Origin of the sequence: Curtobacterium aurantiacum, from assembly GCF_018598555.1 — a bacterium.
Classification (GTDB): domain Bacteria; phylum Actinomycetota; class Actinomycetes; order Actinomycetales; family Microbacteriaceae; genus Curtobacterium; species Curtobacterium aurantiacum.
In genome coordinates this window covers 14,090-33,044 of sequence record NZ_JAHEWN010000023.1, presented here as the reverse complement: position 1 = coordinate 33,044, position 18,955 = coordinate 14,090, and the positions used below count along the sequence as shown (strand labels likewise).

Annotated in this window: 16 protein-coding genes and 1 pseudogene; 10 read left to right on the top strand and 7 right to left on the bottom strand. The window is 72.4% G+C overall.

The features are described from left to right. Positions 1-20 precede the first annotated feature (20 nt). Together KK087_RS15745 and KK087_RS15740 are read right to left on the bottom strand one after the other, a co-directional pair. Complete coding sequence (locus KK087_RS15745) at positions 21-1,751, bottom strand: dihydroxyacetone kinase family protein (protein WP_214566552.1); 1,731 nt, start codon at positions 1,749-1,751, stop codon at positions 21-23. Then, positions 1,748-3,166: an MFS transporter gene (locus tag KK087_RS15740; RefSeq protein WP_214545433.1), complete on the bottom strand. Its 1,419-nt coding sequence runs from the start codon at positions 3,164-3,166 to the stop codon at positions 1,748-1,750. Before KK087_RS15740 ends, KK087_RS15745 begins: the two co-directional genes overlap by 4 nt. 225 nt (positions 3,167-3,391) lie before the next feature. Here KK087_RS15740 and KK087_RS15735 point away from each other — a divergent pair, with 225 nt between their 5' ends. Both KK087_RS15735 and KK087_RS15730 read left to right on the top strand, forming a co-directional pair. After that, positions 3,392-4,141 carry a FadR/GntR family transcriptional regulator gene (locus KK087_RS15735; protein WP_214545432.1) on the top strand — a complete coding sequence of 250 codons (750 nt, stop codon included), beginning with the start codon at positions 3,392-3,394 and terminating at the stop codon, positions 4,139-4,141. Between the two features lie 176 nt (positions 4,142-4,317). Further along, positions 4,318-4,989 carry a class I SAM-dependent methyltransferase gene (locus KK087_RS15730; protein WP_214566550.1) on the top strand — a complete coding sequence of 224 codons (672 nt, stop codon included), beginning with the start codon at positions 4,318-4,320 and terminating at the stop codon, positions 4,987-4,989. 32 nt (positions 4,990-5,021) lie between these two features. On the opposite strand, the gene KK087_RS15725 is transcribed toward KK087_RS15730, so the two are convergent. The 4 genes from KK087_RS15725 to KK087_RS15710 all read right to left on the bottom strand — a co-directional run bounded on the left by KK087_RS15725 (position 5,022) and on the right by KK087_RS15710 (position 9,531). Continuing rightward, a complete protein-coding gene (locus KK087_RS15725; RefSeq protein WP_214566548.1) occupies positions 5,022-5,927 on the bottom strand; it encodes a sugar phosphate isomerase/epimerase family protein in 906 nt (301 codons plus the stop codon). Continuing rightward, positions 5,924-7,135, bottom strand: coding sequence for a DUF993 family protein (locus KK087_RS15720; RefSeq protein WP_214566546.1), 1,212 nt, complete (start codon positions 7,133-7,135; stop codon positions 5,924-5,926). The genes KK087_RS15725 and KK087_RS15720 overlap by 4 nt, the downstream gene beginning before the upstream one ends. After that, on the bottom strand, positions 7,132-8,334 hold the full coding sequence (locus tag KK087_RS15715; protein ID WP_214566571.1) for a Gfo/Idh/MocA family protein: 1,203 nt from the start codon (positions 8,332-8,334) through the stop codon (positions 7,132-7,134). The genes KK087_RS15720 and KK087_RS15715 overlap by 4 nt, the downstream gene beginning before the upstream one ends. A gap of 129 nt (positions 8,335-8,463) precedes the next feature. Beyond that, positions 8,464-9,531 (bottom strand): LacI family DNA-binding transcriptional regulator, encoded by a 1,068-nt coding sequence (locus KK087_RS15710; protein ID WP_214566544.1) that lies wholly within the window; start codon positions 9,529-9,531, stop codon positions 8,464-8,466. 246 nt (positions 9,532-9,777) lie between these two features. Between KK087_RS15710 and KK087_RS15705 the strand changes: the two genes are divergently transcribed. The 7 genes and pseudogenes from KK087_RS15705 to KK087_RS15675 all read left to right on the top strand — a co-directional run. Then, complete coding sequence (locus KK087_RS15705; protein WP_250901190.1) at positions 9,778-11,058, top strand: extracellular solute-binding protein; 1,281 nt, start codon at positions 9,778-9,780, stop codon at positions 11,056-11,058. 137 nt (positions 11,059-11,195) lie between these two features. Next, complete coding sequence (locus KK087_RS15700; protein ID WP_214545428.1) at positions 11,196-12,170, top strand: carbohydrate ABC transporter permease; 975 nt, start codon at positions 11,196-11,198, stop codon at positions 12,168-12,170. Next, positions 12,167-13,051: a carbohydrate ABC transporter permease gene (locus tag KK087_RS15695; RefSeq protein ID WP_250896832.1), complete on the top strand. Its 885-nt coding sequence runs from the start codon at positions 12,167-12,169 to the stop codon at positions 13,049-13,051. The genes KK087_RS15700 and KK087_RS15695 overlap by 4 nt, the downstream gene beginning before the upstream one ends. After that, on the top strand, positions 13,051-14,730 hold the full coding sequence (locus KK087_RS15690) for a hypothetical protein (RefSeq protein WP_214566542.1): 1,680 nt from the start codon (positions 13,051-13,053) through the stop codon (positions 14,728-14,730). Before KK087_RS15695 ends, KK087_RS15690 begins: the two co-directional genes overlap by 1 nt. Positions 14,731-14,741: 11 nt before the next feature. Beyond that, positions 14,742-16,625 (top strand): DUF6807 family protein, encoded by a 1,884-nt coding sequence (locus tag KK087_RS15685; RefSeq protein ID WP_307860108.1) that lies wholly within the window; start codon positions 14,742-14,744, stop codon positions 16,623-16,625. After that, positions 16,622-16,807, top strand: coding sequence for a hypothetical protein (locus KK087_RS15680; RefSeq protein WP_214566538.1), 186 nt, complete (start codon positions 16,622-16,624; stop codon positions 16,805-16,807). The genes KK087_RS15685 and KK087_RS15680 overlap by 4 nt, the downstream gene beginning before the upstream one ends. An 18-nt stretch (positions 16,808-16,825) precedes the next feature. Further along, a pseudogene (locus KK087_RS15675) lies at positions 16,826-17,107 on the top strand (tetratricopeptide repeat protein); the annotation flags it as partial. A 6-nt stretch (positions 17,108-17,113) separates the two neighbouring features. Here KK087_RS15675 and KK087_RS15670 read toward each other — a convergent pair. Continuing rightward, a complete protein-coding gene (locus tag KK087_RS15670) occupies positions 17,114-18,019 on the bottom strand; it encodes an AraC family transcriptional regulator (protein ID WP_214566536.1) in 906 nt (301 codons plus the stop codon). A 110-nt stretch (positions 18,020-18,129) separates the two neighbouring features. On the opposite strand from KK087_RS15670, the gene KK087_RS15665 reads away from it, so the two are divergent. Continuing rightward, complete coding sequence (locus tag KK087_RS15665; protein ID WP_214566534.1) at positions 18,130-18,927, top strand: SDR family NAD(P)-dependent oxidoreductase; 798 nt, start codon at positions 18,130-18,132, stop codon at positions 18,925-18,927. The last annotated feature ends 28 nt before the right edge of the window (positions 18,928-18,955 follow it).

Sequence of the window (18,955 nt, the reverse complement as noted above, 5' to 3'; positions counted from 1 at the left end):
TGTACCTTTCGTGGTGGGGATCAGGCGTGGACGGCCATGGTCGACAGGACCGCGGCGGTGATGAGCGCGAACGAGACCGCGCCCGCGTCCGGGGTGCCGACGGCGTCCTCGCCGTGGGTTCGGGCACGACCCATCCGCGGCAGCAGGTCGGCCGTGGCGTCGGCCGCGGCCTGCGCTGCGGCCGAGGCGGCGGACCAGGCGTCGACGAGCTCGTCGCCGACGGCGACGCGTGCGGTGAGGACCTCGTCGAACGGGACGAGCGCGTCGACCATCGTCTTGTCGCCGGGGACCGCCCCGAAGGCCAGCACGGCCTCGACGGCGGCGTGCACCGCGCTCTGGACGGTGGCGGCCGTCGGACGGGACTCGTCCCCGATGACGCGACCCAGGGCCTCCAGGGCGGCACCCCAGATGGCACCGGACGTGCCGCCGGCCTTGTCGGACCAGGCGTCGCCGGCGATCGCCAGGACGCTGCCAGCACCGGCACCGCGGGCGGCGGCGTCCTGCGCGGCGCGGTCGGCGGCGGTGGAGCCGCGCTGCATGCCGATGCCGTGGTCACCGTCTCCGGCGACGGCGTCGATGCGGCCGAGCTCGTCGGCGTGGTCGTCGATCGTGGCGCGGACGGCGCTGATGGCGCTCGCGACGCGGGCGGCGGAGGCCTGGGACTCCACGGTGCCGGGCGTCACCGGCACGACCACGCCGGCTTCGAGCACCTCGACCGGCACCGGCTGCTGCGGGACGGCGCCGCCCTTGCGGAACGCGGGGGCATCGGCGGGAGCGGCCCAGAGCTGCTCGAGTTCGTCGTCGAGCCAGAACAGGGTGAGCGAGACGCCCGCCATGTCGAAGCTCGTGACGAGTTCGCCGACCTCGGGCTCGACGACGACGATGCCGGCCTCGGTGAGCTTCCGCTGGACTGCGCTGAAGACGACGAAGAGCTCCTCGTACTTCACCGAGCCGAGGCCGTTGAGGATCGGGACGACGCGGGGGCTGCTGGTTCCCGCAGCTGCGAGGTCGGACGGCACCTCGGTCAGGAGCTTGTCGACGAGCAGGTCGGCCAGGCCGTCGGCGGTGGGCACGTCGGCCTCGGCGATGCCGCGTTCACCGTGGATGCCCATGCCGATGGCCATGCGGCCCTCGGGAACGGTGAAGAGCGGCTCCTCGGCGCCGGGCAGGGAGCACCCGGAGAACGCGACGCCGAAGCTGCGGGTGCGGTCGTTGGCCCGGGTCGCGATCGCGGTGACCACGTCGAGGTCGTCGCCGCGTTCGGCGGCGGCGCCGGCGACCTTGAACACGCAGAGGTCCCCCGCGATGCCGCGGCGCTCGTGCGTCCGGTCTGCGGGCGCCGAGGCGACGTCGTCGGTCACGCGGACCGTGCGGACCTCGATGCCCTGTGCCTCGAGTGCTCGTGCCGCTGCGTCGAAGTTGAGGACGTCGCCGGCGTAGTTGCCGTAGCTGAGCAGCACGCCGCCGCCGTGCTCGGACGCCTTCGCGACCGCGGTGACCTGCTGGGCGCTCGGGCTGGCGAACAGGTTGCCCATCGCGGCACCGGCCGCCAGGCCGTGCCCGACGAGTCCGCCGAAGGCCGGGTAGTGCCCGGAGCCACCGCCGACGACGAGCGCGACGGTGCCCTCGGGGCTGGTGGTGGAGCGGGCGACGCCGCCGTGCACCTTCCGGACGCGGGACCGGTTGGCTGCGACGAAGCCGTCCACCATCTCGTCCGCGAAGTCGGCGGGGTCGTTGAACAGGCGGGTCATGCGCCGGCCTCCTTCGCGATCGCGGTCGGTCCGTCCGTGGCGGCGACCGCCGTGTCGGCTCCGGACGCCGCGGCGGCCGCTTCGTTGCGCTTCGTGTTCCGGCCGAGCACGAACATCAGCACGCTCGACAGCACCATGAAGAACCCGACGATGAACATCGGGATCTGGTACCCGCCGGTCCACTCGCTGACCGCACCCGTGATGTACGGGGCGGCGAACCCACCGAGGTTGCCGACGGTGTTGATGAGGGCGACGCCGGCTGCCGCGGCGGCTCCGGTCAGGAACTGCGTCGGCACCGTCCAGAAGTTCGGCAGTGCGGCGAAGATGGCGCACGCCGTGATCGCGATGACGGCGACCGTGGCTGCCGGGCTGTTCATGTAGAGCGCGACCGGGATGCTCAGGCCACCGACCAGGGCCGGGACGGCGATGTGCCAGACCCGGACGCCGCGGCGGAAGGCGTCACGCGACCAGAAGTACAGGACGACCGCGGCCGGCACGTACGGGATGGCCGTGATGAGGCCCTTCTGGAACAGGTCGAACGTGGTGCCGAACTGCTCCTGGAAGCCGTCGATGATCGTCGGCAGGAAGAAGCTGAGCGCGTAGAGGCCGTAGATGAAGCCGAAGTACACCGCGGCGAGCATCCAGACGCGGCCGGAGCCGAAGGCCGCACGCAGGCCGCCCTTGCCGTGGCCGTCGCCGCCGCCCTTCGCCGCGCTCTCGGCGGCAAGCGTCGTCTCCAACCAGACCTTCTCGTCCTCGTCGAGCCACTTCGCCTGCGACGGCTTGTCCTTGAGCACGAAGAGGCACAGGACGCCGACGATGATCGCCGGGATCGAGACGCAGAGGAACATGAAGCGCCAGCCGGCGAGGCCGCCGAGGATGCCCTCGTGGGTCATCAGCCACCCGGCGAGCGGGGAACCGATGACGCTCGTGAGCGGCTGGGCCAGGTAGAACAGCGCGAGCATCTTGCCGCGGTGGCGGGCCGGGACCCAGGTCGACAGGAAGAGGATCGCGCCGGGGAAGAACCCGGCCTCGGCGATGCCGAGCAGGAAGCGCAGGCCGACGAGCTGCGGGTAGTTCTGCACCCACGTGAAGAGCAGCGAGACGATGCCCCACGTGATCATGATGCGGGCGAGCCAGATCCGGGCGCCGAACTTGTGCAGGGCGAGGTTGGACGGCACCTCGAGCACGAGGTAGCCGATGAAGAACACCCCGGACGCGAAGCCGAACTGGGCCGCGGTCAGACCGAGGTCGGCCTCCATGCCGTTCGGGGCGGCGAAGGAGATCGCGGTGCGGTCGAGGAAGTTGATGAAGAACATCAGTGCCACGAACGGCACGATGCGGATCGCGATCTTGCGGATGGCCGTCTTCTCGACGACCGAGGTGGGGATGCCTCGCGTGGCGGGGATGTCCACGATGACTCCTGCTCGGTGGGGGTGGTACGACTCCGCCTGGCAGCTGCGCCGGGATGGTCCGGCTGCTGCACGGATCGGGAGCGGGCGCATCGGTGCGCCTGGTCCAGTGTGCGACGCGTTCCGTCAACTTGTCAACCGGTTGACCATTCCGCGCGCTCGCGCCGGCCACTGGGCTCGCAGCGCTGCTCCGGTCGCAACCGGTTGACCGACCGGTACGCTCACTCCATGCCCGCGTTCAGCCCGGACGACCCCCTCAACATCCGACTCGAGCTCGAGTCCGTGCCCGTCGGGTCGCCCGCATCGGTGGTCGCTCGACAGCTCGTCTCGCTGCTCACCGCGGGCGAGCTGGCCCCCGGTTCGCGACTGCCCTCGGAGCGGATCCTCTCCGAACGGCTCGGCGTCGGGCGCTCAGCGGTCCGCGAGGCCCTCGCCGCCCTCGAGATCCTCGGCATCGTGCAGATCCGGCCCGGATCGGGCACGTACCTGCGTGGTGGCACCTCGGACCTGCTCCCGACGACCCTGTCGTGGGGGCTCATGCTCGCGTCGAACCGGACCCGGGAGCTGCTCGAGATCCGGTCGTCGCTCGAGCGCACGGCCGCGATCCTCGCCGCGCAGCGCGCCACCGACGAGCAGATCACCGAGCTCGGCGAGTACCTGGTCCGGCAGGAGGAGACGCTCGACGACCCGCAGGCCTTCATCGACGCCGACGTCCGCTTCCACGTCCTGCTGGCCCGGGCATCGGGCAACGACGTGCTCGCCGACCTGCTGCAGAGCCTGCGTTCCATGCTGAGCGTCTGGGTGGCACGGCGCGTGCAGACCCGGCAGGCGACCGAGGCCGCGTTCCACGAGCACCGTGCGATCTTCGAGGGGCTGCGCGCCCGCGACGTGCTCGCCGTGCAGCGTGCGATGGACGAGCACATGGCCACGGCGAGCGCCCGCATCGAGAACGCGGAGCCGCTGCCCGCCGATGAGTAGCGGGGGCTTGCTCGCTTCGTGAGCAGGAACGGTCGGGTTCGTCGAGCCGACCCGACATCGTCTGCTCACCATCGAGCGGTCGGGAGGCCCGGTTCGCGCCCGCCCCGCACGGTGCGAGGTTGCCGGCTCGGCAACACCGCTTGGGTGCGGTCCGGCAGGTACGCTGGAGTGAGCGGATGCACACCCACGACCGCGCCGCCGCCGCTGCCGCTGCCACCGATGCCGCCCCGTCAGCCCGCGAGTGGTGGGAGGCCCGCTACGCCGAGCGCGACGGCATCTGGTCCGGTCGGGTGAACGCCGTGCTCGCCTCGGTGACGTGGGGGCTGCCGGTCGGGCGGGCGCTCGACCTCGGCTGCGGCGAGGGCGGCGACGTGGTCTGGCTCGCCGGACAGGGGTGGGACGTGACGGGCATCGACCTGTCCGTGACGGCGCTCCAGCGTGGTTCGCGGGCCGCCGTCGCCACCGGGGTGGAGGATCGGACCGCGTTCGTGGCCGCGGACCTCGCCCGCTGGGACACCGCCGAACGGTTCGACCTGGTGACGGCGTCCTTCCTGCAGTCGTGGCCGGTGGAGATCCCGCGCGCCGAGATCCTGCGCCGGGCCGCCGGCTTCGTCGCCTCCGGCGGACACCTGCTCGTCACCGCGCACGCCGCTCCCCCGCACGACGACCTGCCGCCCGAGCTGCGTGGGTACCGGTTCCCCTCGCCGGACGACGACCTGGCCGCCCTGCAGCTCGACGACCGGTGGGACGTCCTGGTCGCCGAGGTCCGGCCGCGCACCGCGGCGACGCCGGAGGGCGATGCGCACGAGGTGCTCGACAGCGTCGTGCTCGCCCGACGAACGCGCTGAGGCCACCGAACGGTGCGAGGGCTGCGCCCACCTCAACGCGGGAGCGGCACCACTTCGGCGAAGGACGCCACGACGCGGGCGACGACATCGGCGGGCGGAGTGTCCCAGATCGCCTGGTTGAAGAGTTCGACCTCGACGTCACCGGAGTAGCCGGCGTCGACCACGGCGTCGGTCACTGGTCCGAAGTCGACGTGCCCGTCACCCGGGTAGCCGCGCGAGAGCAGCGGGTCGGCCGCGATCGGGGTCGTCCAGTCGCACACCTGGTACGACGCGATGCGCCGGGCGGCACCGGCCCGGGCGATCGAGGCCGCGAGCGCCGGGTCCCACCACACGTGGAAGGTGTCGACGACGACCCCCACGGCAGCGGCAGGGAACGGGGCCGCCAGGTCGAGGGCCTGCGCGAGCGTCGACACCACGGCACGGTCGGCGGCGTACATCGGATGGAGGGGTTCGACGGCGAGCTGCACGCCGGTGTCGAGCGCGTGCGGCACGAGGGCGGCGAGGGCGTCAGCGACCCGGGAGCGCGCACCGGTGAGGTCGCGCGAACCCGCAGGCAGGCCACCCGCGACGAGCACGAGCACGGGCGCCGAACCCGCAGCCCCCGCGGCGGACAGGGCGGCGGTCTCGTCGATCGCCCGACGGTTGTCGTCGAGCGCCCGCTGGCGTGCGGTCCCCTCGGGCAGGGTGAAGAACCCGCCACGGCAGTGCGACGACACCCGGAGCCCGGAGTCGGCCACCCGGCGAACGGCGTCGGCGAGCCCGAGTTCGGCGACGGGCTCGCGCCAGGTGCCGATCGCCCCGACCCCGGCCCGGCGGACGGTGTCGAGCGCCTCGGGCAGGGTCGCGTACTTGATCGTCGCCTGGTTGACCGACAGCCGCGGGTGCGGCGCGGTTGCACCCGGCCGGACCGGCGCGGCCGTGCCGGTCGGCGCACTCACGCGACCACCCCGGCGACGGTGCGGTCGGCGGCGGGTGGGGCGGGCCTCCCGGCGGTCGTCTCCACCCCGTTGACCGCGAGCACGGCGTGCCACCGCTCGGCGGCGAGGTCCGGGTCCTGCAGGGCGCCGCAGGCGTTCGCGAGCCGGACCGTCTCGGACAGGTGCGGCAGCGAACGGCCGGCGTGCTGGCCGCCCACCATGGCGAAGGCCGGCTGGTGCCCGTTCAGCCAGGCGAGGAACGCGATGCCGGTCTTGTAGTGCCAGGTGGGGGCACTGAAGAGGTGTCGGGACAGGGCTTCGGTCGGTCCGAGCAGGGCGCGGTAGGCCGACGCGTCCGGCAGCGCCCGCACGGCGGCCGAGGCGAGCGGTGCGATGGCGGCGAACGCCCCGAGCAGGGCGTCGGAGTGCACGCCGTCCTGGCCCGCGATCAGGTCCACGTAGTGGAAGTCGTCGCCCGTGAACATCCGGGCGGTCTCGGGGAGCCGGGCGCGGAGTGCTACCTCGGCCGACGCGTCGAGCAGGCTCATCTTGATGCCGGAGACCTTCGGCCCGGCGTCGCGCATGATGTCGAGCACCGTGTCCGGGCCCTGGTGCCCGCCGAAGTACCCGGCGAGGGCGGGGTCGAACGCCTCCCCCAGCCAGTGCAGCACGACGGGGGCACCCGCCCGCTCGAGGACCCTTCCGTGGACGCGGCGGTAGGTGGCTGGATCGTCCAGCGCGAGTCGTGCCAGGTGCCGGCTCGCCATGAGCACCACCCCGACGCCGGCGTCTTCTGCGTGGTGCAGCTGCCGGACGTACGCGTCGACGATCTGCTGCTCGGTGACGGGTTCGTCGGGCAGGTCGTCGGTGTTCACCCCGACGACGATCCGGCCGCCGACAGACTGCGCCTCGCGTGCGCTGCGGGTGACGAGCTCGCGGGTTGCGGCGGGGTCGAGGCCCATGTTCCGCTGCGCCGTGTCCATCGCGTCGGCGACGCCCAGTCCCCAGGACCACAGGTGGTGGCGGAAGGCGAGGGTGGCGTCCCAGTCGAGGTCGGCCGGGGTGCCGGGAGTGTTGTCGGCGGCGGTCCGCGGGACGACGTGGGCCGCGGCGTAGACCACCCGCTCGGTGAGGGGCGCCGTGGGCTTGGCCGTGTCGTCGACCGCGGGCTCGCCCAGCGGTGCACGGCTCGTGGTGCCGTCGGCCGCCAGCAGGGTCAGGTCCGTCATGCGGTCGCCCCGACGGTCTCCGTGCGCTGGGCGACCTCCGGCGTCTCGACCGGGAGGCGCGGCTCGACCCCGGCGGGCAGTGTCAGCTCCGGCAGGTCCACACGCCGACCCTCCGCGCTGGAGCGCAGGCCCGCCTCGGCCAGCGCCACGCCGCGGGCACCGGACAGCAGGTCGTAGGGGTGCGGACGGCCGGCGACCAGGTCGTGCAGGAAGTCCTCCCACTGCGCGCGGAAGCCGTTGCCGAACACCTCGTTGTCGGGGACCTCGAGCCACTGGCCCCGGTAGTCGCGGTCGTCCTTCAGATCGGGGTTCCAGACCGGCTTCGGGGTCGCCGTGCGGGGTTGGATCCGGCAGCCGAAGAGCCCCACCACGGCACTGCCGTCGGTTCCGTCGACCTGGAACTCGACGAGCTCGTCTCGGTCGACGCGCACCGCCCAGCTCGAGTTGATCTGCGCCGTGATGCCGCCCGCCAGGTCGAAGACCCCGTAGGCGGCGTCGTCGGCGGTGGCCGGGTACGGCACGCCCTGCTCGTCGGTGCGCTGCTCGATGTGCGTGACGGCGCGGGCGTAGACGGACTCGACGCGACCGAACAACTGCTCGAGCACGTAGTTCCAGTGCGGGAACATGTCGACGACGATGCCGCCGCCGTCCTGCTGGCGGTAGTTCCAGCTCGGTCGCTGCGCCGACTGCCAGTCCCCCTCGAACACCCAGTAGCCGAACTCGCCGCGGACGGACAGCACCCGGCCGAAGAACCCGGAGTCGAGCAGTCGACGGAGCTTCCGGAGGCCGGGCAGGTAGAGCTTGTCGTGCACGACGCCGTTCGGGACGCCGGCCTCGGCGGCGAGCTGCGCGAGTTCGAGGGCCTCGTCGGAGGTCTCGGCCGTCGGCTTCTCGGTGTAGACGGCCTTGCCGGCCGCGATGGCCCTGCGCAGGGCGTCCGCGCGGGCGCTCGTGACGGCGAAGTCGGCGAAGACCTGCCAGCGGGGGTCGGCGAGGGCGGCGTCGAGGTCGGTGGTCCAGTGTTCGAGGCCGTGGCGGGTCGCGATCTCCTCGAGCTTCGCGGCGTTCCGGCCGACCAGGATCGGCTCGAGCTGCACGCGCGTGCCGTCGGGCAACAGCAGGCCGCCGTCGTCCCGGATCGCCAGGATCGACCGCACGAGGTGCTGTCGGTAGCCCATGCGCCCGGTGACGCCGTTCATGATGATGCCGATGGTGCGCGTGGTGGTCAACGCGTGCTCCCTTGCTCGCCGTGGCCCGCTGTCCGTCGTGTTGGAAAGCGCTTGCCGGAACCGTACACCACGGTGTGCGTGGCGTGCTCGGTGACGAGGTCAGCGGGCGGTGCTGGCGCGCAGGACGACCTCGCCGTCGACGGCACCGTCGGCCTCGAGCCCGAGCGCGCGGCGGACGGCTCGCTCCCCGATCTCCTCGAGCGGCAGCCGCACCGTGCTGAGCGCCGGCACGACGTCGGCGAGCATCCGCACGTCGTCGAACCCGGCGACGCCGACGTCGACCCCGGGCACGAGCCCGCGCTCACGGATCGCCGCGACCGCCCCGACGGCCATCAGGTCGGTGACGGCGAAGACGCACCGCGGCACCGGCGCACCGCCCTCGGCCGCGCGGTCCAGCAGCGACACCATCGCCCGGTACCCGCCGTCGCGCGTGAACTCGGACGGCACCACGTCCTCGTCGGGCACCCGCAGACCGTGCGCCGCGAGGCCGGCGACGAAGCCCTCGACCCGGGCGTGCGCCGTGACGAGGTCCGGGTCGCCGGCGAGCACGGCGAAGGAGTCGTGACCCTGTTCGACCAGCGCACCCGCGAGTGCGGCGGCCCCGCTGAGGTTGCGGATCACCACGCCGTGCACGCCGGGGACGCCGGCTGCGGCCCCGTCCAGGTCGGACACGAGCGCGGACACTCCGGCCCCCGCCGCGACGAGCCCGCCGACGGCCGCCGCGACCTCGGAGGGTCCGGACCCCGTCGCGGATCCGGAGCCGACGCCGAGCCGACGGCTGACGGCGAGGACCACGGCGCGCGGACGGAGCCCCGCGACGACGCCGAGCACGGCGACCTCCCGCGAGGGATCCCCGCCGGTGGACGTGATCGTGACGACGAGCCCGGCCTCGTCGGCTGCCCGGATGGCCCCCGCCGCGATCGCCGCGAAGTACGGGTCGGCGATGTCTCCGACGACGAGCGCCAGGGTCGTGGTGGTCCCGCGCGCGACGGCCTGCGCCTGCACGTTCGCGGTGTAGCGGAGCGCGCGGGCGGCGGCGCGCACCCGGTCCACCGACTCCTGCCGGACCTTCCGGGTACTGCCGTTGAGCGCCCGTGAGGCGGTCGCGAGCGACACCCCTGCCCGCTCGGCCACGTCGGCCAGGGTGACGGTGCCGCGCTCGGGCATGTCGTGCCTCCAGTCAGGTCCGCGCCGTGCGCGGTCTGTGGCGAGGATAGCGATTTCCCGGGAGGCACGGTGGGCGTCAGCCGCGCCGTTCCCGCCGTGTGGACACGCAGGTCACATTGTCAGAACATCACTCAGGAAAGCGCTTGCCAGAACGGCGGGCGTCGTGTAGACCTGGGGTCCTCGGCCGAGACACCCCGAACGCTCGCCCACGGCAGAAGCACGTGGTCCCGAACGAAAGCAGTGACGATGAAGTCATCCAAGAGAATGCTCGCACTCGCCGGCGGGATCGCCGCGCTCGCGCTCCTGAGCGGCTGTGCCTCCGGCGGGTCCGGGGACAGCGGCAAGGTGGACGAGCTGACCTTCTGGCTCTCCACCTCGTCCGCGCAGGAGAAGGGCTACCAGGACCTCGCGACCGCGTACGAGAAGCAGACCGGCGTCGCGGTGAAGATCGTCAACCTGCCCTACGACGGTCTGCAGACCAAGCTCCGCGAGTCGGCGCAGGCGAACTCGCTGCCCGACGTGGTGCGCGCCGCGGGCATCGACCCGATCTGGAGCGGCAAGACCGTCGACCTCGCCTCGATCGTGGACGACGAGGCGAACGGGATCGACCAGGACCTCATCGCGAAGGACAAGGACGGCAAGGTCACCTCGATCCCGTCCGACGTCACCGCGGCCGGCCTGTTCGTGAACAAGTCACTGTTCGACAAGGCCGGCATCGCCTACCCGACCGACCCCGCGAAGGCGTGGACGTGGGACGAGTTCCTCGACGCCGCCGACAAGGTGAAGGCCGACACCGGTGCCAAGTACGACCTGGTGTTCGACTCGTCGCCGTCGCGGCTGCGGGCCTACATGTTCACCAAGGGCACCGACTTCATGCAGCAGGAGAAGGACGGCTCCTTCCCCACCGACGCGAAGACGGTCGACGCCCTGCAGGACTTCGCCGACATGAACGACGACTCGGTCATGCCGAAGTCGGTCTGGACGAGTGGCCAGGACCCGAACGCCCTGTTCAAGAGCGGGCAGGTCGTCGCCTACTTCTCCGGCGTCTGGCAGTCGTCGGACTTCGCGTCGAACATCACCGACTTCGACTGGGCCAGCGCCGCGACGCCGGCCGACCCGACCCACGCCACCGAGATCAACTACGGCGGCAACATCGTCGGGTTCGAGAACTCCGACGCCCGCGGTGCCGCGGCGAAGAAGTTCATCGAGGCCATGTACGACCCGACGAACTACGCGAAGCTCGTGACCACCAACGGGTTCCTGCCCGTCGAGTCCGGGCTGGACATCCGGTACCCGTTCGAGTCGCAGGCCGCGAAGGACTCCTTCGCGCTGTACCAGAAGGAGATCGACGCGGCTGACCCGATCTCGAGCTCCTACGCCAAGGCGGCCTCGGAGTGGGCGGTCGAGGGCAAGGAGCTCGGCACCGACCCGACGACGGCCGAGGTCGGCAAGCTCATCAACGGGCAGCAGTCGGCCAAGGAGACGCTCGACACGATCACGAAGTACTACGAGGAGCACGTGGGGTGACGGTCGGGGCCGGGCGCATGAGGCACCCGGCCCCACATGCCACCCCGGGCACACCCGGCCAGGTCGCTGTCACCCCGGGTCCGGGCCCGCCCGGCCATGTGCCGATTCCGTAAGCGCGACGAACGAAGAGGATCATCGTGAGCATCCCCACCGCAGCCGGCGACGTGCAGACCGTCGTGCCCACCCCGGTGCCGCCCCGACGGCCCGGCGCACCCGGCGGGACGAAGCGCCGACGCTCCGGCGTCAGCAAGCCCGTCCTCGCCCCGATCCTGTTCGTCAGTGTGAACGCCGTCCTGTTCGTGGTGTTCTTCGTGTGGCCCGCAGTGATCGGCCTGGGCTACTCGTTCACCGACTACAACGGTGTCGTCGACCCGCAGTTCGTCGGCCTGGCGAACTACTTCGAGCTCTTCGCCGACGACACCTTCTACGCAGCCCTCGGCCGCACCTTCCTGTACGCGATCGTCGCCGTTCCGCTCGGCTTCGTCCTGGCGCTGTCGATGGCGCTCATGCTCACGAGCCCCGCGGCGAAGGGCCGGAGCGTCGCCCGCATCGTGTTCTTCGTGCCGTGGCTGATCTCCCCCATCGTCACCGGTGTGATCTGGCGGTGGATGTTCGGCGAGAACTTCGGCCTGGCGAACTTCGTCATCGAGTCCCTGGGCGGCAAGGCCGTCCCCTGGCAGTCGAACGCCGACCTGTCGCTCCTGGTCGTCGTCTTCGCCACCGCGTGGGCCGGAGCCGCGTTCAACATGCTGTTGTTCGTCGCTGCGATCCGGAACGTCCCGCAGTCGTACTACGAGGCGGCGTCGCTCGACGGCGCGGGCGCCTGGCACCAGTTCCGCTACATCACCCTGCCGAGCATCGCGCCGACGTCGTTCATCGTGGTCCTGCTGTCGTCGCTCGGGGCGTTCAAGGAGTTCGCCACCGTCCAGGCGCTCAACGGCGGTGGTCCGGGCACCGACAACAACCTGCTGGTGCAGTACATCTACACGAACGGGTTCCAGAACGCCCACATCGGCTACGCGAGCGCGGCGTCGATGGTCCTCATGCTCATCCTCATGGCCATCGCGTTGATCCAGCTGGCCGTGAACCGTCGGACGGAGACCCGTCGATGACCGCCACCCTGCCCACGGTGCCCGCTCCCAGCACGAGCACGAGCAAGAAGCGCACGGACGGCCCGCCCCGTCCCAAGGCGATCGCGGCAACGGCCCTGCTCTGGGTGTTCATCATCGCCTTCGGGTTCCCGGTGCTGTGGTTCGTGCTCAGTGCGTTCAAGCCGGGCGGCGAACTGTTCTCGTACCCGCTCACCCTGCTGCCGCAGAACTGGTCGGTCGACGGCTTCGCCGAGGCCTGGTCGAGCTACGACTTCGCCCGGTACTTCGGCAACACCGTCATCGTCGCCCTGGTCACGACGGTGCTGACGGTGCTGGCGAGCGCGGCCACCGGGTACGCGCTGGCGAAGTACGACAACAGGTGGCTCAAGGTGTTCTTCGTCTGCATCCTCGCCACGACGATGCTCCCCACCGAGGTGATCCTCGCCCCGACGTTCATCGTCATCCGCGACCTCGGCATGTACGACTCGCTCGCCGGCATCATCGTGCCGTCGGTGATCACCGCGACCGGCATCTTCATGTTCCGGCAGTTCTTCATCACCGTGCCGGACGACCTGGTCGAGGCCGCCCGGATCGACGGGGCGAGCGAGTTCGGGATCTTCTGGCGGATCATGTTGCCGATCTCCCGCCCGATCATGCTGACGCTCGCGATCTTCTCGTTCCAGTGGCGGTGGAACGACTACATCTGGCCACTCCTGGTGCTCAACGACCCGAAGCAGTTCACGATCCAGATCGCCCTGCAGAGCATCGTCGGTGCCGAGAACGTGAACTGGACGGTCCTGCTCGGCGCCTCGGTCATCTCGATCATCCCGCTCGTGCTGCTCTACCTGGTGTTCCAGAAGTACGTGAACGGCGCCGACCTCAACGCGGGTCTGAAGGACTGATGGGGTTCCTCGACCTGGCCGGCCCGGCCGCCGACGCCGAGGTCGCCCGCCTGCGGCTCGCTGACGACGACCCGGCCGCGCTGCAGCACCGGGAACTGATGGCGCGTGCGCTCGCGCTGGTCGGTGCGTGGGTCCGGCAACGGCCTGGAGGCCCGGCCCACGCCGCGCACGACGACCTCGCCACCGCGCACCGCTGGGTCCGGCACCTCGCGGCCCGGCAGTCCCCCGGTGGCACGTTCGTCGGCGGCGACAACGTGCTCTCCCCACCGGACTCCGCGTTCACGGTCAACGACGTCTGCGACGCACTCGAACTGCTCGCACCGCACCGGGCGGCGGTGCCGGCAGCGGCTGCGCTGGCCGACGACCTCGACGCGATCGTCGTCCGGGCGACTCCCGCGCTGCTCACCGGTGGGGTGCACACCCCGAACCACCGGTGGGAGATCGCCGCCGCCCTCGCCCGGGTCCACCGGCTGCACCCGTCGGCGGCGCTCGTCGACCGCATCGACGAGTGGTTGGCCGAGGCCCCGGACATCGACGCCGACGGCCTGTGGTCGGAGCGGAGCCCGAACTACGCGTCCGCCGTGTCCGGGCCGTCGTTCCTGGTGCTCGCTTCCGTGCTCGACCGCCCCGCTCTGCTCGACCCGGTGCGCAGCTCGCTCGATGCCACGCTCGCACTCCTGCTGCCCGACGACACCGTCGAGACCGTCCAGTCCCGCCGGCAGGACCAGTCACAGCCGTTCGGGATCGGGGCGTTCGCGCCGCTGCTCTGGCACGTCGCGGTGCGCGACGGCCGGGGCGACCTCGCCGCGGTCGCAGCACGCGCGGCCGTGGCCGAGATGTGGCAGCCGGCCACCGTCGCGGCACGGGCGATGACCGATCCCCTGCTCGGGCAGCCACTTCCGGAACCCGTCCCGCTCGCCCCCGCCGTGCACTCCTTCGCCGACGCGCGGCTCGTGCACGTGCGTGAGCCCGACCGCAGTGTCGTGCTCTTCGCCGGGTCGGACGTCCCCGCCCAGGGTCACGTGCGCTCGGGGCTGGCGAACAGCCCCACCTTCCTGCGGGTCGTCACCGGGTCGGTCGTGCTGTCCGACGTGCGGCTCTCCCGGGAGTTCTTCGGCCTCGGTCCGTTCCGACCCACCGCGCTCGAGTCGCTCGGCGACGGGCGGTTCCGGCTCGTCGAGACCGTGTCCGCCGGCTACCACCAGCCGTTGCCCGGCGTCCGGCGCCGGTCGGACGGCCGCTACCCGCTCGCCGACGAAGGGCGGTTCTCCGCCGCGATGGCCTTCGGCGAGCGCCCCGTCGACGCGGTGACCATGACGACGACCGTCGACGTGGCGGTCACCTCGGATGCCGTCGTGCTCGACGTCACGACCGCGGGGGCCGACGTGCCGTGGTCACTGCAGCTCACGTTCCGCCCCGGGGGCACCGTCGTGGGCACGCAGACCGACACCGTCACCGGGGAGCGCGTCCTCGCCGAGGGAACCGGCAGCTACCGCGTCGGCACCGACGTCGTGACGTTCGGCCCGGGCAACGGCAGCGGCCCGGGTCAGCCGGCGTTCTACGCGCCCGGGCAGGACTACGCGTTCCTCGGCGGGACCGACCGACCGCGGGGCGAGCACGTCCACGTCACCGGCCGAGCCCCCGGCGCCACACGCATCGTCATCGGGACCGGGCGGTGACCCTGCCGGGCGTGGTGCTCGTCGGGGCCCGGGGCTACGGCTTGCACCACCGTGCGAACATCGACCGACTCGTGGCCGCCCGCGACTGCACGCTGACCGCCGTCGTCGATCCCGCGCTCGGCACGATGACCGACGCGGGTGCTCCCGTGGTGCCCGACGTGGCCGCTGCCCGGCGGCTCGGTCGGGTGGACGTGGTCGTCGTGGCGGCTCCGATCCCGGCGCACCTGCCGCTCACCCTCGACGCGCTCGAAGCCGGTGCGGACGTGCTGCTCGAGAAGCCGCCGGTCGCCACACGCGAGGCCCTCGGCCTGCTGCTCGAGGCCGAACGTCGGACCGGCCGGGTCGTCCAGGTGGGCTTCCAGAGCCTCGGTTCCGCCGCCCTTCCGGCGTTCCGTGACGGGTCGCTCGTCGGTGCCGTCCGGTCAGCGGCAGCGGTCGGCACCTGGACCCGTGACCAGGCGTACTGGGACCGCTCCCCCTGGGCTGGACGGCGCCGGGTCGACGGGGTCGACGTGCTCGACGGCGTGGTCACCAACCCGCTCGCGCACGCCGTGGCGACCGCCCTGGCGCTCGTCGGGTGCCGCCGAGCCGACGACGTCGCCCGGGTCGAGGTCGAGCTGTACCGTGCGAACGCGATCGAGGGCGACGACACCTCGGCCGTCCGGGTCACCACGACCACCGGTCTCGAGGCCACTGCGGCCCTCACACTCTGCGCCACCACCGAGGTCCCGCCGTCCGTACGGGTGCGGGGCACGACCGGGCGCGGCGTGCTGCGGTACACGACGGACGACGTCACGATCGACGGCACGACCACGCACCTGGAGCGCACCGACCTGCTCGAGAACCTGCTCGCGCACCGGTCACGCGGCGACGCGCTCCTGGTACCGCTGGTCTCCACCGGCGCGTTCGTCGAGGTGCTCGAGGCGGTCCGTGCCACCGAACCCGTGCAGCTCGACCACCCCTGGGTGACGTGGCAGGGCGAGGGATCGACTCGTCGCCCCGTCCTGACCGACGTCGAGGCCACGATCGACCGTGCCGCCGACGCCCGCGCACTGTTCTCGGAGGTGGGGGCACCGTGGGCGCACGCGGCCCGGGACGAGACACTGCAGGTGCTCAGCGTGGACGACGTCACGGTCGCCCTTGAACGCGACGGGGCCGGCACGATCGCCACGTCGTCCCCTCGGCCGTACCTGCACCCGGTCCGGACCCTCGGCGGCACCGTGGTCAGCGCGCACCACCCCGGCGACCACGACTGGCACTGCGGTGTCGGTGTCGCGATCCCCGACGTCGACGGCGTGAACTGCTGGGGCGGACGGACCTCCGTGCGCGGCGCCGGCTACGTCTGGCGCGACGACCACGGCTCGGTCGAGGTCGAGCACGCCGAGCAGCACGACACGACGTCCACCGAGGCGCTCGTCTGGCGGGGCCCGGACCGCACGGTGGCCCTGCGCGAGGACCGCACCCTGCGGTGGCGCGCGGTCACCAGCGGGTGGGAGCTGTCCTGGTCGTCGTCGTTCCGCACCCCCGGCGACGCCCCGGTGCGCCTCGGGGGTCCGGGCAGCAACGGTCGGGTCGGGGCGGGCTACGGCGGCTTCTTCTGGCGGTTCCCCGAGTGCACCGGGATCATCGTCCGGACAGCCGACGCCGAGGGCGAGGCCGCAGTGCACGGCTCGGTGGCGCCCTGGATCACGTGGTCCGCTGTGTTCGACGGCGGCCCGGCGACGATCCGGATCGAGGCCGTCGACCACCACGACCCCTGGTTCGTCCGCGCCGAGGAGTACCCCGCGATCGGGTCGGCACTGGCGTGGGACACCCCCGCCGTCGTGCAGCCCGGTGCGCCGCTGGTCCGCTCGTTCCGCGCGACGATCACCGACGGCGGTACGCTCGCCGGATGAGCACCGGGGACTGGGAGTCGCGCGTCGCGGCACTGTGGGACGACGAGACGATCGACGATCAGCAGCGGATCGAGCGGATGCGTGACCTCGCCGCCGACGCCCCGCATCCCGCACTCGGCGCGTTCGAGCTGGGCGGCGCCTTCGACTCGGGCGGACGCGAGGCCGACGCCGACGTGCAGTAGGCCGCCGCGACCGCGGCCGGTCTGGACAGCGTCGACCCGGTCCGCGCCGCGCGGATGGTCGTCCAGCACGCCTCGACCTTGCGGAACCTCGGCCGGATCGACGCTGCCATCGCGATGCTCCGCGACGCTCCGGAGCACCCCGCCACCGGAGCGGCGCCCCCGGTGTTCCTCGCGCTCGCCCTGCACAGCGCGGGACGCTCCGCCGAGGCGCTGCGCGTCGCGATCGAGGCCGTCGAGCCGACGCTGCCCCGGTACCACCGCTCCGTCCGCGCCTACGCGGCGGCCCTCACCGAGGACTGACGCGCGTCAGGCGATCGCGACCTCACCCCGTGCGAGCAGTTCACGGGCCCGACCGGCGTCGGCAGCCGGTGGCCGGCCGTGCAGGGCGCGGTAGTCGCGCGAGAAGTGTGAAGCGCTCCGGTACCCCACCGCCACCGCAGCCTGCGCGGCGGTGTCACCGAGCACGATCATCCGCCGCCGGGCCTCGCCGAGCCGCAACCGCCGCAGGTACTGCACGGGACTCATCCCGGTGACCTGCCGGAAGCGCGCGAACAGGGTCGACTCACTCGTCCGGACCGCCGCGGCCAGGCCGGCCACCGACCACGGGTCCGCCAACCGGTCGGTGAGCAGCGCCGTGGCCGCAGCGACGACGTCTCCGTCCCGGTTGCCGATCGCTGCCAGGATGCGCGGCGCCTGGTCGGTCTGCAGCAGACGGAGCACGACCTCGCGGGTGACGAGCGGGGCGAGGACGGCCATGTCCTCCGGAGCATCGAGCAGTCCGACGAGCCGGGCGAACGCGTCCGCCAGGGCCGGGGTCCAGCTGCCGAGTCGTGTCGGCGGCGCCTCGTCCTGGTGCGGACGGGACATCGCCGTCGCGACCTCGGCCACCACCGCGGGGTCGAGCTGCCAGACGACCGCGACGAACCCTGCGGGTGCTTCGACCTCGACCACCCCGGCGATCACGGGCAGGTCGACGGGCGTGATGATGTAGCGCTCGCGACCCCAGAGCTGGTCGTCGTCCCCGACGACGGAGCGTTTCCGTCCGGCGAGCACCACCGACACCGACGGCGTGTAGCGCTGGTACCCGAGGTCGGTCGGACGGTCGACCCGGGCCAGGCGGAGGCCGAGCCGTGCGGCGCGCTCCGTGTCGTCGAGGTGGGCGAGGACGCTCTGCAGCGCACGGTCCAGCCGGTCCGAGGTGACGTCGTCCATGTGCCCATTCTGTCGAGGCATCCGACGCTTGCCCTGCCCGTGCAGGATCCGGCAAGCACTCCGGAGTCCTGGGCAACCGCCGACCGGCTCATCGGACCGAGCATCGGAGCATGCACACCAACGAAGCACTCCTCGACTCCCTGACCCTCGACGACCGACTGGCCGGCCGCACCGCGCTGGTGACCGGCGCATCGAGCGGCATCGGCGAAGCCGTCGCCCGTGTCCTCGCCGCCTCCGGCGCCACCGTCGCGGTGGCGGGCCGCGACCCGGAGCGTACGCGGGCCGTGGTGGACACCATCACCGCCTCCGGAGGCACCGCCGTCGCCGTGATCGGCGACCTGAACACGCACCCCGACGCGGTCCGCGACCTCGCTGCCAGCGCTGCCCAAGCCCTCGGTGGCCGGGTCGACGTCCTCGTGAACAACGCCGGCGTCTACCCGGTCGGGCCCACCGCGCTGCTCGCCGACGACGACGCCGAGGCGCTCTGGGCCACGAACGTCCGCGCACCCCACGTGCTGGTCGGAGCGCTGGCCCCCGCCATGGTCGAACGTGGCTCGGGCGTCATCGTGAACATCGGCTCGTGGATGTCCCGCGTCGGCGTCCCGTTCACGGCGCTCTACCCGGCGACGAAGGCCGCCGTCGAGCAGCTGACCCGAGCCTGGGCAGCTGAGTTCGGGCCGCACGGCGTGCGGGTGTCGACGGTGTCGCCCGGTGCCACCGCGACGCCGGGCAACGCGGACTCGCACGACGTCCTCGCGCAGATGACGGCGGGCACCCCGGCCGGCGCACCCGTCCGACCGGCAGACGTCGCGTTCGCCGTGCGCTGGCTGGCCTCCGACGAGGCGACCTTCGTGCACGGCGCCACCATCGACGTGGACGGCGGCCTCTCCGCGACCCGCCTCGGCTGAGCGGGCCCCGCACGAGCGGGCGGAACAC

Bases quoted from the DNA above. Each gene is read 5' to 3' on its own strand.
- KK087_RS15665 (WP_214566534.1), top strand. From the start codon at position 18,130: ATGCACACCAACGAAGCACTCCTCGACTCCCTGACCCTCGACGACCGA.
- KK087_RS15690 (WP_214566542.1), top strand. From the start codon at position 13,051: ATGGGGTTCCTCGACCTGGCCGGCCCGGCCGCCGACGCCGAGGTCGCC.
- KK087_RS15695 (WP_250896832.1), top strand. From the start codon at position 12,167: ATGACCGCCACCCTGCCCACGGTGCCCGCTCCCAGCACGAGCACGAGC.
- KK087_RS15730 (WP_214566550.1), top strand. From the start codon at position 4,318: ATGCACACCCACGACCGCGCCGCCGCCGCTGCCGCTGCCACCGATGCC.
- KK087_RS15680 (WP_214566538.1), top strand. From the start codon at position 16,622: ATGAGCACCGGGGACTGGGAGTCGCGCGTCGCGGCACTGTGGGACGAC.
- KK087_RS15705 (WP_250901190.1), top strand. From the start codon at position 9,778: ATGAAGTCATCCAAGAGAATGCTCGCACTCGCCGGCGGGATCGCCGCG.
- KK087_RS15745 (WP_214566552.1), bottom strand. From the start codon at position 1,751: ATGACCCGCCTGTTCAACGACCCCGCCGACTTCGCGGACGAGATGGTG.
- KK087_RS15720 (WP_214566546.1), bottom strand. From the start codon at position 7,135: ATGACGGACCTGACCCTGCTGGCGGCCGACGGCACCACGAGCCGTGCA.
- KK087_RS15715 (WP_214566571.1), bottom strand. From the start codon at position 8,334: ATGAACGGCGTCACCGGGCGCATGGGCTACCGACAGCACCTCGTGCGG.
- KK087_RS15670 (WP_214566536.1), bottom strand. From the start codon at position 18,019: ATGGACGACGTCACCTCGGACCGGCTGGACCGTGCGCTGCAGAGCGTC.
- KK087_RS15710 (WP_214566544.1), bottom strand. From the start codon at position 9,531: ATGCCCGAGCGCGGCACCGTCACCCTGGCCGACGTGGCCGAGCGGGCA.
- KK087_RS15735 (WP_214545432.1), top strand. From the start codon at position 3,392: ATGCCCGCGTTCAGCCCGGACGACCCCCTCAACATCCGACTCGAGCTC.